The following is a 14830-nucleotide window of genomic DNA, read 5'->3' as shown; positions in this document are numbered from 1 at the left end:
CTGTAGCCGTGCTGCTGAACGAGCTGGTCACCACTGATTCCGTCGTCGGGGCCACGAGGTCGCGCTTGGCCAAGGTGGATGCTCTCGCCGCGCTCCTCTCGCGGGTGGGCCGCGACGAGGTGGCGCCTGCAGTGGGACTGCTGATCGGTTCACCGGTGCAGGGCCGGCTCGGCGTCGGCTGGCGCTCCATGTCGACCTCCACTGTGTTGCCGGCGGTCGATCCGACGCTGACGGTGGCCGAGGTCGATGCGTTCCTCGATCGGCTCGTCGCCACCGAGGGCGCGGGCTCGGCCGCGGCACGCGGGGCTGTGCTGGCGGAGCTCCTGGGTCGCGCGACGGAGGCCGAGCAGCGGTTTCTGATTCGGACGATGCTCGGCGAAATGCGTACGGGTGCGCTGGAAGGCGTGCTCGTGGACGCCATCGCGCGTGCCGCCGACGCGCCGGGCGAGGTGGTGCGACGCGCCGTGATGCTGTCCGGGAGCCTCGGCGACACGGCCGTGCTCGCCCTGTTCGGCGGAGCGGATGCCCTCGCCCGCGTGACATTGACCGTTGGGCGCCCGGTGCGGCCGATGCTGGCGGCGTCGGCTCCGACCGTGGGTGAGGCGCTCGCCGACACGGGTGAGGCATCGGTGGAGTTCAAACTCGACGGTGCGCGCATCCAGGTGCACCGCCGTGACGGTCAGGTGCGAGTCTTCACGCGCAGCCTCGCCGAGGTCACGCATCGTCTGCCCGAGGTCGTCGAGGCGGTGCAGCGCCTGCCGCTCACCGACGCCATCTTCGACGGTGAGACTCTCACCCTCGACGAGGAGGGCGCACCGCGGCCCTTTCAGCAGACCATGTCGCGCTTCGGAGCCGAGGCGTCGCGCGACGCGCTGCTGAGCCCGTGGTTCTTCGACCTGCTGCATCTCGACGGCCGGGACCTGATCGACGAGCCGCTGTCGGTGCGTCGCGGACTCCTGGATGAGATCGCCCCGCACCTCCTCGTTCCTGGTGTCGTCACGAGCGATCCGGACGTCGGCGAGGCGTTCTCTCGACAAGCCCTGGCGAAGGGCCACGAGGGCGTCGTCGTGAAGGCGATCGACTCGACGTACACCGCTGGGCGACGCGGTTCCGGATGGGTCAAGGTGAAACCGGTGCACACCTACGACCTCGTCGTGCTGGCGTGCGAATGGGGCTCAGGGCGTCGACAAGGATGGCTGTCCAACCTGCACCTCGGCGCGTACGACCCTACGGGCGAGTTCGGCGACCCTGGCGGGTTCGTGATGGTCGGCAAGACGTTCAAAGGCCTGACGGATGGGCTGCTGCGTTGGCAGACCGAGCGGTTCCTGCAGCTGGAGGTGCGGCGTACCGCCGGCACGGTGTGGCTGGAGCCGGTCACAGTCGTGGAGATCGCGATCGACGGCGTGCAGGCATCCTCTCGCTATCCGGGCGGCATCGCATTGCGGTTCGCACGAGTCAAGCGATACCGCGACGACAAGACTGCAGCAGAGGCTGACACGATCCAGTCGCTGAGGTCGTTGCTGCGCGATTGACCGATACGGCGACGACCCACCGTGTCGGAGGTCAGACCTGGCTCAGCTGCAGGGCGATGGAGTCGGTCACCGGCTTCTTCAGGTCGGTCCACACCGTGATGGGTGCGGGCTCCCACTGCAGGGCGATGGCGTCTTCGTCGAGCACGGCGGCGTCGTCGCCATACGGTTCGTCGTGCCGGTGCGCCGGGCCGTGTTCGGAATCTTCGATGTCGTGCGTATCGTCCACCGCGGCAACGGTCGTAGGAACGGCTTCAGCCTCGTCATCCGGCGCCGGCGTGGTCTCGTGCAGCGCACTCGGGACAGCGACCCCGTCGCGGTCGTCGTCGGTTCGCTCGACCGGATACGAGGGCGCGGCCGTCTCGTCCATTTGGACCTCCGACCGCAACGCGACTGCATGCTCGCGTGTGGCGACCGTGAGATCTTGACCGGCCTCGAGCTGAAGTTGTGCGCTCCGGAGCGCACTCGTCACATCCAGTGCCACCTGGTGTGCGAGCACGGCACGGAAGAGATCGTCGGTGTCGTTCGGTGTGCGCCTGCGCACAACCCACTCGCCGCCTTCACCGATCGCTGCGGAGATGCGCGTGTGCACGAGCTCGAAGACCTTTTCCTCGGCCAGGCGGGGGAGAGGAGCCGAGGCTTCGACGACCTCGACGATGGGGGCCACCGCTTGAGCAGCATGCCTCCGACGACCGAACATGACCGGTTTCTCCCTTGTGTGGTGCGTGATCAACCCCCGCACGACACAGTCTGACGGATGCCTGACTCAGGCTCCCGCTGACACGCCGCCGTGCGGCAGCGCGAGCCATCGGCCGCTGAACTATCGCTGTCGCGGTCATGCCGTTCAGTGGCTCACCGGCTCGGTGACGCAAGCAGATTCGCGTCGCCCTCACCTCGGCGGCCTTCGACTCGTGAGCTCTTTCGAGTGGTCGTGCACGCTCGTGATCACCACTGCGAGCGAGAGCCCCCAGCTCGCCCAGGCCAGCAGAACCCGCCAGTCGCGCGGTCCGTTGCGTGTGGTCTGAATGACGGAGACGACCCCCAGCGCCGTGCTCACGACTCCCCAGTTCAACAGGTACTTGCGCATCGAATCCCCTCACCTCGTCGGCCGACTACTCCGGCCTAGCGTGCCGCCGTGCGCACTGTCAACGACCTTCGGGTCTCCGGCGTGTTCCCTGCCCTCCTGGTAACGTTCTTCACGCCGACCAGGCTTTCATTCAGGAGGCGCTCATTCTTCCGACGTCCGCTCACGACGAGTCCGAGTCCGGTGACGGGGAAGCAGTGGCGAAACGGTCGCCGAGGCCCAAGCGCGGTTCTGGGCCCGGCAAGCGGTCTCGCACCTTCGACCTCGTGATCGTCTCGAACCGACTCCCGGTGGACCACGTCTCCGGGGAGGGCGAGGACGCGGTCTGGCGTCCTTCGCCCGGAGGGCTCGTCGCCGCGCTCGAGCCGATGATGAAGCGCGAGGATGGCGTGTGGATCGGCTGGGTGGGCATACCCGACGCCGAGTTCGAGCCGTTCGAGGCCGACGGGATCGACATCAAGCCCGTTGCACTGAGTGCCCAGGACGTCGAGTACTACTACGAGGGTTTCTCGAACGACACTCTGTGGCCGCTGTATCACGATGTCATCGCGCCTCCCAGCTTCCACCGCGAGTGGTGGGAGGCGTACGTGCGGGTCAACCGCCGGTTCGCGGATGCCGCGCTCGCGGTGGCCGCGCCCGGCGCCGTCGTGTGGGTGCACGATTACCAGCTGCAGCTCGTGCCGAAGATGCTGCGCGACGCCCGTCCCGACCTGGTCATCGGATTCTTCGACCACATCCCGTTCCCGCCGTACGGCATCTACGCCCAGCTCCCGTGGCGCAAGCAGGTCGTCGAGGGCCTGCTCGGCGCCGATGTGATCGGATTCCAGCGTTTGGCCGACGCCGGCAACTTCGCCCGTGCCGTGCGCCGACTGCTGGGCTACGAGACCCGTGGATCGGTCATCGAGGTGCCGCTGCACGACGATGAGGGCGTCGGGCACCGGCACGTGAAGACGAATCGGCGTGGCACCCGTGTTCGCACAGTGCTCGCGAAGCAGTTCCCGATCTCGATCGACGCGGAGCGTTACCGGGATCTCGCATCGAGGCCGGACATTCAGGCGCGAGCGCTTCAGATCCGCGAGGAGCTGGGCAATCCGGGCACGATCATGCTCGGCGTCGACCGTCTGGACTACACGAAGGGCATCGGGCATCGGCTGAAGGCGTACGGCGAACTCCTGCGCGACCGTTCGATCGACGTCGAGGATGTCACTCTCGTGCAGGTGGCGAGCCCTTCGCGCGAACGGGTGGAGACATACAAACTGCTGCGCGATGAGGTGGAGCTCACCGTCAGCCGCATCAACGGCGACTACTCCACGATCAGTCACACGGCTATCAGCTACCTGCACCAGGGCTATCCGCGCGAGGAGATGGTCGCGCTCTATCTCGCTGCCGACGTCATGCTGGTCACCGCGCTGCGCGACGGCATGAATCTGGTGGCCAAGGAGTATGTCGCGAGTCGCATCGACAATGACGGTGTGCTCGTGCTGAGCGAGTTCACCGGGGCATCCGACGAGATGAAGCAGGCACTCCTGGTGAACCCGCACGACATCGACGGGCTGAAGGATGCGATGATCCGCGCGATCGAGATGCCGAAGCGCGAGCGCGCCCGCCGCATGCGCATATTGCGCAAACGTGTTCTCGCCTACGACGTGCAGCGCTGGTCGGCGACCTTCTTCGACGCGCTGACGCATGTGACCAACGAAGACGACTACGGCTCGTACGAGATCGCGCAGCTGCCGCAGATGGCCACCGACACCCACGGGCAGGCCAGGAGTCGTGCCGGAGAGCACCCGCACGACCGTCGAGCGGAACAGGCACAGGAGAACACCGACCGATGATCGACGATCGGCTGGGGCGTGCGATCCGCCGGCTCGCGGAGACACAGCGCCTCTTGGTCGCCCTGGACTTCGACGGCACGGTCAGCCCGCTCGTCGATGATCCAGCGCAATCGCGTGTGTCGCCCGAGGCGCGGATAGCCATCGACGCTCTGGAACGGATGCCAGACACCTGGGTGGCATTCGTCTCCGGTCGCCCGCTCGCCGGACTGGCTCGGGTGACCGAGGCCGACGACGAGGCGCTGCTGATCGCCTCCCACGGCGTGGAGGTTCGCCTGGCCGGCGGAGCGGTCGATGTCGGGCTCACCGACGAGGAACGCGCGAAGCTGGAGGCGCTCGCCGCCAAGCTTGGACGCATCGTCTCTGCGACGCCCGGATCCAAGCTGGAACGCAAGCCCGTCGGCCTCGGCCTGCATACCCGAGGTGTGCCGGCCGAGCGGGCGAGAGCGGCCGATGACGCGGCGAGGGAGGCCGTGGTGTCGCTCGGGGGCGGATTCCTGGAACGGGCGGGCAAGGACATCCTCGAGTTCGCGGTGCGCGACGCGACAAAAGGTGACGGCGTCGAGCGGCTCCGGGAGCATGTTCGGGCGACCGCCGTGCTCTACGCGGGCGACGACGTCACCGACGAAGACGCATTCGCGGCGCTCCACCCTGGCGACGTCGGCGTCAAGGTCGGCCGGGGAATGACGAAGGCGGGTCACCGGGTCGCGGACCCGGACGCAGTGGCCGCCGTGCTGGCACTCCTTGCGGCTCTGCGCGGCCACCCTGCACGGCCCTAAACTCGACTTCATGCCAGAGATCGACATGAAACCGCGCAGTCGCGTGGTCACCGACGGGATCGAAGCCACCACCAGCCGTGGAATGCTTCGAGCGGTCGGTATGGGCGATGAGGACTGGGACAAACCGCAGATCGGCATCGCCAGTTCCTGGAACGAGATCACGCCGTGCAACCTCTCGCTCGACCGCCTCGCGCAGGCGGCGAAGGAGGGCGTGCACTCCGGAGGCGGCTATCCACTCGAGTTCGGCACCGTCTCGGTCTCTGACGGCATCTCGATGGGCCACGAGGGCATGCACTTCTCACTGGTCTCCCGCGAGGTCATCTGCGACTCCGTAGAGACGGTCATGATGGCCGAGCGACTCGACGGGTCCGTGCTGCTGGCGGGATGCGACAAGTCGATCCCCGGCATGCTGATGGCGGCGGCGCGGCTCGACCTGGCTTCCGTCTTCCTTTACGCGGGGTCGATCGCCCCCGGCTGGGTCAAGCTCAGTGACGGGACAGAGAAAGACGTCACGATCATCGACTCCTTCGAGGCCGTCGGCGCCTGCAAGGCGGGCACGATGAGTCTCGACGATCTGAAGCGCATCGAGTGTGCGATCGCGCCTGGCGAGGGCGCGTGCGGCGGCATGTACACAGCCAACACCATGGCCTCGGTCGCCGAGGCGCTCGGGATGAGCTACCCGGGATCTGCCGCTCCGCCCTCCGCGGACCGCAGGCGCGACTATTACGCGCACCGCTCAGGCGAGGCCGTCGTGAACATGCTGCGTCTCGGGTTGACGGCGCGCGACATCCTCACCAAAGAGGCGTTCGAGAACGCCATCACGGTCGCCATGGCGCTCGGAGGCTCCACCAACGTCGTGCTGCACCTGCTCGCCATCGCCCGTGAGGCTGAGGTGGAGCTCACGCTCGACGACTTCAACCGCGTCGGCGACCGGGTGCCTCATATCGCCGACATGAAGCCGTTCGGCAAGTACGTGATGAACGACGTGGACCGGCACGGAGGCATCCCGGTGCTCATGAAGGCACTGCTGGACGCCGGCCTGTTGCACGGCGACTGCATCACGGTGACCGGCAAGACCATCGCCGAGAACCTCGCGGAACTCGATCCCGCGCCACTGGACGGCGAGGTGCTGCACACGCTCGAGAACCCGCTGCATCCCACTGGTGGACTGACCATTCTCAAGGGCACGTTCGCGCCCGACGGCGCGGTCGTGAAGACCGCCGGATTCGACGCGACGGTGTTCGAGGGACCCGCTCGTGTGTTCGAGCGCGAGCGTGAGGCCATGGACGCTCTGACCAACGGTGCGATCGACCACGGAGACGTCGTGGTGATCCGCTACGAGGGCCCGAAGGGCGGCCCAGGAATGCGCGAGATGCTCGCGATCACCGCCGCCATCAAGGGCGCAGGGCTCGGAAAAGATGTACTACTCTTGACAGACGGTCGATTCTCAGGCGGCACAACCGGTCTGTGCATCGGCCACATAGCACCCGAAGCAGTGGACGGTGGTCCCATAGCCTTCGTGCGCGATGGTGATCTGATACGGGTCGATATCGCGGCTCGCTCCCTCGACCTACTTGTCGACGAGTCCGAGCTGGCCGCCCGCCGTGAAGGCTGGGCGCCCCTTCCTCCGCGCTATACCCGTGGCGTTCTCGCGAAGTACTCCAAGCTCGTTCACTCGGCCGCCGAGGGCGCGATCACGGGGTAGCTCTCGCGTTCTCGTACAGTTCCCATTCGACGCATCTCAAGGAAGTCGTCCCCCATGACAACGGAACCTCGAGCCGTGCCGACTCCGGCAGCGCGTGCTGCCGGGACCGACGGTTCCTCGGAGAAACCAGATCTCATCACTGGATCGGCCGCCATTCTGCGGTCGCTCGCCCACCTCGGCGTCAAGGATGTCTTCGGCATCCCGGGCGGCGCCGTCATCCCGTTCTACGACGAGCTCATGGCGCAGGATGCCATCAGGCACATCCTGGTGCGCCACGAGCAGGGCGCAGGCCATGCCGCCGAAGGCTACGCGAGTGCCGGCCGCGGAGTCGGCGTCGCGATCGCGACGTCCGGACCCGGAGCGACCAACCTGGTCACGGCCATCGCCGACGCGCACATGGACTCCGTTCCCACTCTGTTCATCACCGGTCAGGTGTTCTCCACCTCGATGGGAACGGATGCCTTCCAAGAAGCCGACATCGTCGGCATCACCATGCCGATCACCAAGCACTCGTTCCTGGTCAGGCGTGCCGACGACATTCCCGCCACGGTCGCAGCGGCCTACCACATCGCCTCGACCGGGCGACCGGGGCCGGTGCTCGTGGATATCACGAAGGACGCCCAGCAGAACCTGATGGAGTTCTCCTGGCCGCCCGTGGTCGACCTGCCCGGCTACCGTCCGGTGACCAAGGCGCACGGCAAGCAGGTTCACGCGGCCGCACGTCTTCTTGCAGAAGCGCGCCGGCCGGTGCTCTACGTGGGCGGCGGTGTCGTGCGGGCCCAGGCATCCGGTGAGCTGGCGGTGCTGGCCGAGGCGACCGGTGCTCCGGTCGTGACCACGCTGATGGCCAGGGGTGCCTTTCCGGATTCGAACCGGCAGCACCTCGGCATGCCAGGCATGCATGGAACGGTGGCGGCTGTGCTCGCGCTTCAGGATGCCGACCTCATCGTCTCGCTCGGCGCCCGGTTCGACGACCGCGTGACGGGCAAGGTGTCGGAATTCGCCCCGCACGCCAAGATCGTGCACGTCGACGTCGACCCGGCCGAGATCTCCAAGATCCGGCACGCCGACGTACCGATCGTCGGCGATGCCAAGGACGTCATCGCCGACCTGACCTCCGCCTACGAGCACGAGGTCGCCGCCGTCGGCAAGTCCGACCTGAGCGACTGGTGGGCCAAGCTCGACGGGCTGCGCACGCAGTTCCCGCTCGGCTACGCGCCCACCAGCGACGGTCTCCTGGCGCCGGAAGGCGTCATCCAGCGCATCGGCGAGCTCACCGGCCCGGAAGGCGTCTACGTCGCGGGCGTCGGGCAGCACCAGATGTGGACGGCGCAGTTCATCAAGTACGAGCGCCCGAACGCCTTCCTCAACTCGGGAGGCGCGGGAACGATGGGCTACGCGGTGCCCGCCGCGATGGGCGCGAAGGTGTCTCAGCCCGACCGGGTGGTGTGGGCGATCGACGGCGACGGATGCTTCCAGATGACCAATCAGGAGCTCGCCACCTGCACGATCAACGACATCCCGATCAAGGTCGCGATCATCAACAACTCGTCGCTCGGCATGGTGCGGCAGTGGCAGACGCTGTTCTACGGCGGGCGTCATTCGTTCACCGATCTCGACACGGGGCACGAGACGCGAATGATCCCCGACTTTCTCAAACTCGCCGAGGCGTACGGGGCCTTGGGCATCCGGGTCACTAAGGAAGAGGAGATCGACGACGCGATCAGGCTGGCGCTGGAGACGAACGATCGGCCGGTCGTCATCGACTTCATCGTGAGCCGTGACGCCATGGTGTGGCCGATGGTGCCGCAGGGGGTCAGCAACTCGAACGTGCAGTACGCGAAAGATCACGCACCGACCTGGGGAGAGGAGTAGGCCATGTCGACGCACGTGCTGTCGTTGCTCGTCGAAGACAAGGCGGGTCTGCTCACGCGGGTCGCCGGACTGTTCTCGCGGCGCGGCTTCAACATCTCCTCACTCGCGGTGGGCGTCAGCGAGGTGCCCGGCCTGTCACGCATCACTGTGGTGGTGGACGTGGAGGATGCCCCGCTCGAGCAGGTCACCAAGCAGCTGAACAAGCTGATCAATGTGATCAAGATCGTCGAACTCGACCCCGATCAGTCGGTGCAGCGCGAACACCTGCTCATCAAGGTGCGTGTCGACCACACCACGCGGTCGCAGGTGCTGGAAGCGGTGAACCTGTTCCGCGCCCGCGTCGTCGACGTGGCCACCGACGCCCTCGTGATCGAGGTCACCGGCGACACCGGCAAGACGGAAGCGCTGCTGCGGGTGCTCGAGCCGTACGGCATCAAGGAGATGGCGCAGTCCGGACTTCTCGCGATCGGCCGCGGCTCCAAATCGATCACCGACCGTGTCTTCAAGAATTGACGTACTCACTCACCGCGCCTTGAGCCTGTCGAAAGGCCGGGAGCACCACACCAACGGACCCTTCGACAAGTTCAGGGGACGATTCACAAGGAGAAGAAACATCCATGGCTGAGATCTATTACGACAACGACGCCGACCTGACGATCATCCAGGGCAAGAAGGTGCTCGTGATCGGCTACGGGTCGCAGGGTCACGCCCACGCACAGAACTTGCGCGACTCGGGCGTCGAGGTGCGCATCGGGCTGCAGGAGGGCTCGAAGTCCACGCAGCGTGCGCAGGAGGCAGGCTTCCAGGTGGTCGCACCCGCAGAGGGCACGGCATGGGCCGACGTCATCGTCATCCTCGCGCCCGACCAGGTGCAGCGCCACCTGTACGCGAACGACGTCGCCCCGAACATCAGCGACGGCAAGGCGCTGGTCTTCGGGCACGGCTTCAACATCCGCTTCGGCTACATCAAGGCGCCCGAGGGCGTCGATGTCGTCATGGTCGCCCCGAAGGGGCCGGGCCACACGGTGCGCCGCGAGTACGTGGCCGGCCGCGGCGTTCCGGTGATCGTCGCCGTCGAGAACGACGCGACGGGCAACGCCTGGGCGCTCGCGCTCAGCTACGCGAAGGGCATCGGCGGCCTGCGCGCCGGCGGCATCAAGACCACGTTCACCGAAGAGACCGAGACCGACCTCTTCGGTGAGCAGGCGGTGCTCTGCGGTGGTGTGTCGCACCTGATCCAGGCGGGCTTCGAGACGCTGACCGCCGCCGGCTACCAGCCGGAGATCGCGTACTTCGAGGTGCTCCACGAGATGAAGCTCATCGTGGACCTCATCTGGGAGGGTGGCATCTCCAAGATGCGCTGGAGCGTCTCCGACACCGCCGAGTACGGCGACTACGTCTCCGGGCCACGCGTGATCGACGACGGCACGAAGGAGCGAATGAAGGGCATCCTCGCTGACATCCAGTCGGGAGCGTTCGCCGAGCGCTTCATCGGCGACCAGGACGCCGGTGCCCCCGAGTTCCTCCGGCTCCGCAAGGAGGGCGAGGACCACCCGATCGAGTCCACCGGGCGCGAGCTCCGCAAGCTGTTCGCGTGGAATTCGTCGGACGACGACGACTATGTGGATGGCGAAGTAGCTCGCTGACGCTCGTACTTCGCCATTCACATCGTAGGCGACTGTGCTTATGGGTGCCGACCTTTGGTCGACACCGTGTGGATGGCGAAGTAGCTTGCTGACGCTCGTGCTTCGCCATTCACATAGTCGTAGGCGACTGTGCTTATGGGTGCCGACCTTTGGTCGACACCGTGTGGATGGCGAAGTAGCTTGCTGACGCTCGTGCTTCGCCATTCACATAGTCGTAGGCGACTGTGCTTATGGGCGTCGACCTTTGGTCGACACTGTGTGGATGGCGAAGTAGCTCGCTGACGCTCGTGCTTCGCCTTTCACATAGTCGTAGGCGACTGTGCTTATGGGCGTCGACCTTTGGTCGACACCGTGTGGATGGCGAGTTAGCTTGCCGACACGCAACGGCCGGCTGGAGTTCCGATCGCCGGTCGAGCCTCCTACCGCCGGTTGAGCTTCGTACCGCCGGTTGAGCTTCGTACCGCCGGTTGAGCTTCCCACCGCCGGTTGAGCTTGTCGAAACCGCCACGCCGGGCGGGGCCTTGGTTTCGACAAGCTCAACCAGCGGGTTCGGCTCGACCAGCGGTTTCGACAAGCTCAACCGGCGGGTTCGGCTCGACCGGCGGTTTCGACATGCTCAACCGGTGGTTTCGGTTCGACCGGCGGTTTCGGTCCTATCGGTAGGGAGCCCCGGTGTCGGTCGTTTGCGCGCAGACGAGCAAGTACGCGATGTTCACCTGATCGTCCCTTGTTCGGGGGGTCGGGGCTGTGGTCGCATAGGGTCCCATGAGCGAATCCACGGACGACCACGAGGCATCTCACTACAACGAACCCACGCCGCGCTGGTGCTCGTGCGCCGTGCCGGATGACGTCGAGGCACAGCGCGCAGAAGCGCGCCGCCACGGAATCAGCCGACGCGGTCTGATCGCCGGCGCGTCCGCTGCTGGTGTTCTCGCCGCCGCCGGCTGGCCCGGCGCGGCACAGGCGGCACAGCCGGACAAAGGGGGCCACGGCGGACCCGGCAAGGACGTGACCATCACGATCATGGGCACATCCGACATCCACAGCAACGCGATCAACTGGGACTACTACAAAGACGGGCCGTTCAGCGACGCCGCAGACGACGTGGTCGGCCTGGCCAGGGTGTCGAGCGTCGTGAACGAGATCAGGGCCGACCGAGGTCGCGACCACACGTTGCTGTTCGATGCGGGCGACATCATCCAGGGCACACCGCTCGGCTTCTACTACGCAACTGTCGAGCCCACCACGAAGACCGGTGCTGTCCACCCGATGGCCCTGCAGATGAACGCGATCGGCTATGACGCCGTCGTTCTCGGCAACCACGAATTCAACTACGGCCTGGAATTCCTCGACCACTGGATCTCGCAGATGCACGCGCCGGTCCTCGCGGCCAACGCCGTGCACCCGGGCACGAAGATCCCGAAGTACAAGCCGTACGTCGTCAAGACCATGAAGTTCAAAGGGATGCCGCCGCTGCGGGTCGGCGTGCTCGGTCTTACGAATCCAGGCATCGTGATCTGGGACAAGGCGAACGTCAGCGGCAAGCTCGATGTGCTCGACGTCGTCGAGACGGCGAAGAGCTGGGTGCCGCGCATGCGCAGGGACGGAGCCGACGTCGTGGTGGTGAGCGTGCACGCCGGCGACAGCGGCCTGTCGTCGTACAGCGGCGACATCCCGGTGGAGAACGCCGCAGCCATGCTCGCCGAGCAGGTGCCCGGCGTCGACGCCATCCTGTTCGGCCACGCGCACATCGACGTTCCGCAGCGCTTCGTCACGAACAAGACGACGGGCGAGCAGGTCGTGATGAGCGAGCCGAAATGCTGGGGCGAGCGGCTGAGCGTCTTCGATCTGTCGCTGAAGTTCGAGCGCGGGCGCTGGGGAGTGAGCTCCAAGTCGGCGATCACCGTCAACACGAACACGGTCGTCGACGACCCGAGGCTCGTCGCGGTGGTGAAGTCGGAGCACGACGCGGTAGTGGCATACGTGAACACGGCGGTTGCGACATCCACCGAGACCATGTCGGCCGCCGAGGCCTGCTGGAAGGACACGGCGATCCTCGACTACATCAACGTGGTGCAGACGGCCAAGGTCACGGAGGCCATCGCGGGCACCCCCTCCGCCTCGCTTCCGGTCGTGTCGATTGCCGCGCCCTTCAACCGGGCGGCAACGTTCCCCGCCGGATCCGTGACCATCAAGGATGTCGCCGGGCTCTACATCTACGACAACACACTGCTCGGATCCGTGCTGACCGGCTCTCAGATCAAGGACTACCTGGAGTACTCGGCGCGCTATTACCGGCAGGTCGCCGCCGATGCGCCGGTCGACCCGGCGTCGTGGACGAACAACCACAACCTGCCCGACTACAACTACGACCAGTTCTCCGGAATCGTCTACGACATCGACATCTCGCAGCCGGAAGGATCCCGCATCACGGGGCTCGCGTACGACGGCGCTCCGGTGGCCGATGAGCAGCAGTTCGTGGTCGCCGTGAACAACTACCGGCAGTCAGGTGGCGGCGGGTTCCCGCACATCGCGGATGCCCCGGTCGTGTACAACGCGCAGGTCGCCATCCGCGAGGCGATCGTCGCCTACGCCACGGCTCAGGGCACGATCGATCCTGCGCAGTTCCACGTGGAGAACTGGCGGCTGGTGCGAGGCGTGACGCCGGTCTTCTGATCGTCGGCGGCGATGAGGCATCCGATGGCCATACTGATCACATGACACGCACCGGCGCGCCCGAGATCGAGATCGCTGTTCAAGACCTCGAGGGTGTTCGCATCGCCCTCGACGAGGGCGCCGATCGCGTTGAACTGTGCAGTGCGCTCGGGGTGGGAGGGCTCACCCCGAGCGCCGGCCTGATCGAGCGCGCGGCGGCGCTGAGCCGCGAGCGCGGACGGGACGGCTTCGTGCACGTGCTGATCCGCCCGCGCAGCGGAGGGTTCTTCTACTCGGTCGACGAGCTCGACGTGATGCTGCGCGACATCCGCCAGGCCAGGGAGCTCGGCGCCGGGGGCGTCGTGGTGGGTCTCATCGACAAGCACGGCAACGTGGATGTCTCGTCGACGGCCGCACTGGTAAGCGCGGCAGGTGCGCTGCCAGTCACCTACCACAGGGCCATCGACGTGGCGCGCGATGCCTCGTCGGCGGTGCAAGCGCTGGCCGCGGTCGGCGTGCGCCGCATCCTCACCTCTGGCACCGCCGCGCACGCGATCGACGGACTGCCGATGCTGCGCTCGCTCGTGGAACGCGCGGCCGGTGTCGTACAGATCATGGCCGGCGGAGGTGTCACGGCCGACCAGCTGCCGATGCTCACCGAGACGGGCGTGGACGCAGTTCACCTCTCCGCGCGGATGACCGTCACCGGCCAGGCCAGCGGGCCAGGCGGCGGACATCCGGAATACGACGCGACGGACGCCGACGCGGTGCGCGCGGTGATGCAGGCGCGTCAGTCGCTCGCGACGCCGGCCGATTGAGGCGGCGCGGCGTCGCTATAGTTCCCTGCTAGCAACCGCGACACCGCCATCCGGGTCGATGAAGCCCTCGCGCCAAGAGGGGAATCGTGGCGTCCAGCCGAGCTCACGCCCGAGCGCGTTCGAGACCGGACGGCCGTGCGGCAGGCCGGTCGGAATCGGCGCAGGAGTCGTGCCGAGGGAAGCGGCGAGCACGGGCATCCACTCCTCAGCGCGCGCAGGCTCGTCGTCGACGATGTTGACGACGCCGTGCGGCCAGCCGAGCGCGGCCACGGTCGCGATCGCCGCATCCCCGACATGGACGAAACTGGCGATCTCAGCCATCGGAGTCAACGCGCGTTCGAGTTCGGCCGCCGACCCCGCAGCGCGGGAGCTGCGCCACGTTCCCGGGCCGTAGAACTGGCCGAATCGCAGCACGATGCCCGCCGGCATCCCGAGCACGGCGCTCTCGAGCTCCGCGACCCCGGGCATCAGCCCGTCGCGGAACGGTTCGCTCTCGGTCGCGGGTGTGTCGCCGTCCGCCACGACCCAGCTGATGCTCTGCGCCACCATGCGCTGCGTGCCGTGCCGCTTTGCGGCGGCTACGAGTGTTCGCGTTCCCTCGATCCTGATGCGGGAGTTCGCCGACAGATCGTAGTCGGAGAGGTCGGTGAGCTGATGAATGACCGCGTCGGGCCGCGCGGCGTCGAACGCCGCCTCGACCGAGGCCGGTTCGTAGACATCCATCACGAGCGGATGCCCTCCCATCGCAGCGATCGCACTCGACTTCACGGCGGAGCGGCTCGTGGCCCACACCTGGTGCCCAGCTGCGACGAGCGCCGGTGTGAGTTGTCGTCCGATGGCGCCGGCGCCGCCGGCGAGGAGGATGCGCATCGTGGTCCCTTCACAATTCGTCATGTTGCGCAGCAAG

At 66.7% G+C, this 14830-nt stretch carries 12 protein-coding genes; 9 read left to right on the top strand and 3 right to left on the bottom strand.

What is annotated here, in order from left to right; genetic code table 11:
• The first annotated feature begins 8 nt into the window (after nt 1-8).
• Nucleotides 9-1532: an ATP-dependent DNA ligase gene (locus tag ACYVDK_RS09965; protein WP_460521213.1), complete on the top strand. Its 1524-nt coding sequence runs from the start codon at nt 9-11 to the stop codon at nt 1530-1532.
• A 31-nt stretch (nt 1533-1563) separates the two neighbouring features.
• Here ACYVDK_RS09965 and ACYVDK_RS09960 read toward each other — a convergent pair whose 3' ends face one another.
• Both ACYVDK_RS09960 and ACYVDK_RS09955 read right to left on the bottom strand, forming a co-directional pair.
• Nucleotides 1564-2196 (bottom strand): hypothetical protein, encoded by a 633-nt coding sequence (locus tag ACYVDK_RS09960; RefSeq protein WP_460521211.1) that lies wholly within the window; start codon nt 2194-2196, stop codon nt 1564-1566.
• Nucleotides 2197-2418: 222 nt separating this feature from the next.
• Complete coding sequence (locus tag ACYVDK_RS09955) at nt 2419-2616, bottom strand: hypothetical protein (RefSeq protein ID WP_460521209.1); 198 nt, start codon at nt 2614-2616, stop codon at nt 2419-2421.
• Nucleotides 2617-2810: 194 nt separating this feature from the next.
• On the opposite strand from ACYVDK_RS09955, the gene otsA reads away from it, so the two are divergent.
• The 8 genes from otsA (at nt 2811) to ACYVDK_RS09915 (ending at nt 13923) form a co-directional block, all read left to right on the top strand.
• Nucleotides 2811-4448, top strand: a complete 1638-nt coding sequence (gene otsA, locus ACYVDK_RS09950) for an alpha,alpha-trehalose-phosphate synthase (UDP-forming) (RefSeq protein ID WP_460521207.1) — start codon at nt 2811-2813, stop codon at nt 4446-4448.
• A complete protein-coding gene (gene otsB / locus ACYVDK_RS09945; protein WP_460521205.1) occupies nt 4445-5224 on the top strand; it encodes a trehalose-phosphatase in 780 nt (259 codons plus the stop codon). The genes otsA and otsB overlap by 4 nt, the downstream gene beginning before the upstream one ends.
• A 10-nt stretch (nt 5225-5234) precedes the next feature.
• Complete coding sequence (gene ilvD, locus ACYVDK_RS09940; RefSeq protein WP_460521203.1) at nt 5235-6929, top strand: dihydroxy-acid dehydratase; 1695 nt, start codon at nt 5235-5237, stop codon at nt 6927-6929.
• A gap of 54 nt (nt 6930-6983) precedes the next feature.
• Entirely contained in the window at nt 6984-8804 is a 1821-nt protein-coding gene (locus tag ACYVDK_RS09935) for an acetolactate synthase large subunit (protein WP_460521201.1), read from the top strand.
• 3 nt (nt 8805-8807) lie between these two features.
• Complete coding sequence (gene ilvN / locus ACYVDK_RS09930) at nt 8808-9317, top strand: acetolactate synthase small subunit (RefSeq protein WP_170024247.1); 510 nt, start codon at nt 8808-8810, stop codon at nt 9315-9317.
• A 104-nt stretch (nt 9318-9421) separates the two neighbouring features.
• Nucleotides 9422-10450 carry an NADP-dependent ketol-acid reductoisomerase gene (ilvC, locus tag ACYVDK_RS09925; protein WP_460521199.1) on the top strand — a complete coding sequence of 343 codons (1029 nt, stop codon included), beginning with the start codon at nt 9422-9424 and terminating at the stop codon, nt 10448-10450.
• A 765-nt stretch (nt 10451-11215) separates the two neighbouring features.
• Nucleotides 11216-13126 carry a 5'-nucleotidase C-terminal domain-containing protein gene (locus tag ACYVDK_RS09920; RefSeq protein ID WP_460521197.1) on the top strand — a complete coding sequence of 637 codons (1911 nt, stop codon included), beginning with the start codon at nt 11216-11218 and terminating at the stop codon, nt 13124-13126.
• 41 nt (nt 13127-13167) lie between these two features.
• A complete protein-coding gene (locus ACYVDK_RS09915; RefSeq protein WP_460521195.1) occupies nt 13168-13923 on the top strand; it encodes a copper homeostasis protein CutC in 756 nt (251 codons plus the stop codon).
• Between the two features lie 15 nt (nt 13924-13938).
• On the opposite strand, the gene ACYVDK_RS09910 is transcribed toward ACYVDK_RS09915, so the two are convergent.
• Nucleotides 13939-14817, bottom strand: coding sequence for an NAD-dependent epimerase/dehydratase family protein (locus tag ACYVDK_RS09910; RefSeq protein ID WP_460521193.1), 879 nt, complete (start codon nt 14815-14817; stop codon nt 13939-13941).
• Between the last annotated feature and the right edge of the window lie 13 nt (nt 14818-14830).

It is taken from the genome of Humibacter antri (genome assembly GCF_054777235.1).
The sequence above is the reverse complement of the archived record's forward strand: the minus strand, read 5'-3'. Positions and strand labels throughout refer to the sequence as shown.

Excerpts from the sequence above, each read along its gene's own strand:
- ilvD (WP_460521203.1), top strand. The coding sequence starts at position 5,235 with ATGCCAGAGATCGACATGAAACCGCGCAGTCGCGTGGTCACCGACGGG.
- ilvC (WP_460521199.1), top strand. The coding sequence starts at position 9,422 with ATGGCTGAGATCTATTACGACAACGACGCCGACCTGACGATCATCCAG.
- ACYVDK_RS09915 (WP_460521195.1), top strand. The coding sequence starts at position 13,168 with ATGACACGCACCGGCGCGCCCGAGATCGAGATCGCTGTTCAAGACCTC.
- ACYVDK_RS09910 (WP_460521193.1), bottom strand. The coding sequence starts at position 14,817 with ATGACGAATTGTGAAGGGACCACGATGCGCATCCTCCTCGCCGGCGGC.
- ACYVDK_RS09920 (WP_460521197.1), top strand. The coding sequence starts at position 11,216 with ATGAGCGAATCCACGGACGACCACGAGGCATCTCACTACAACGAACCC.
- ACYVDK_RS09955 (WP_460521209.1), bottom strand. The coding sequence starts at position 2,616 with ATGCGCAAGTACCTGTTGAACTGGGGAGTCGTGAGCACGGCGCTGGGG.
- ilvN (WP_170024247.1), top strand. The coding sequence starts at position 8,808 with ATGTCGACGCACGTGCTGTCGTTGCTCGTCGAAGACAAGGCGGGTCTG.
- ACYVDK_RS09935 (WP_460521201.1), top strand. The coding sequence starts at position 6,984 with ATGACAACGGAACCTCGAGCCGTGCCGACTCCGGCAGCGCGTGCTGCC.
- otsB (WP_460521205.1), top strand. The coding sequence starts at position 4,445 with ATGATCGACGATCGGCTGGGGCGTGCGATCCGCCGGCTCGCGGAGACA.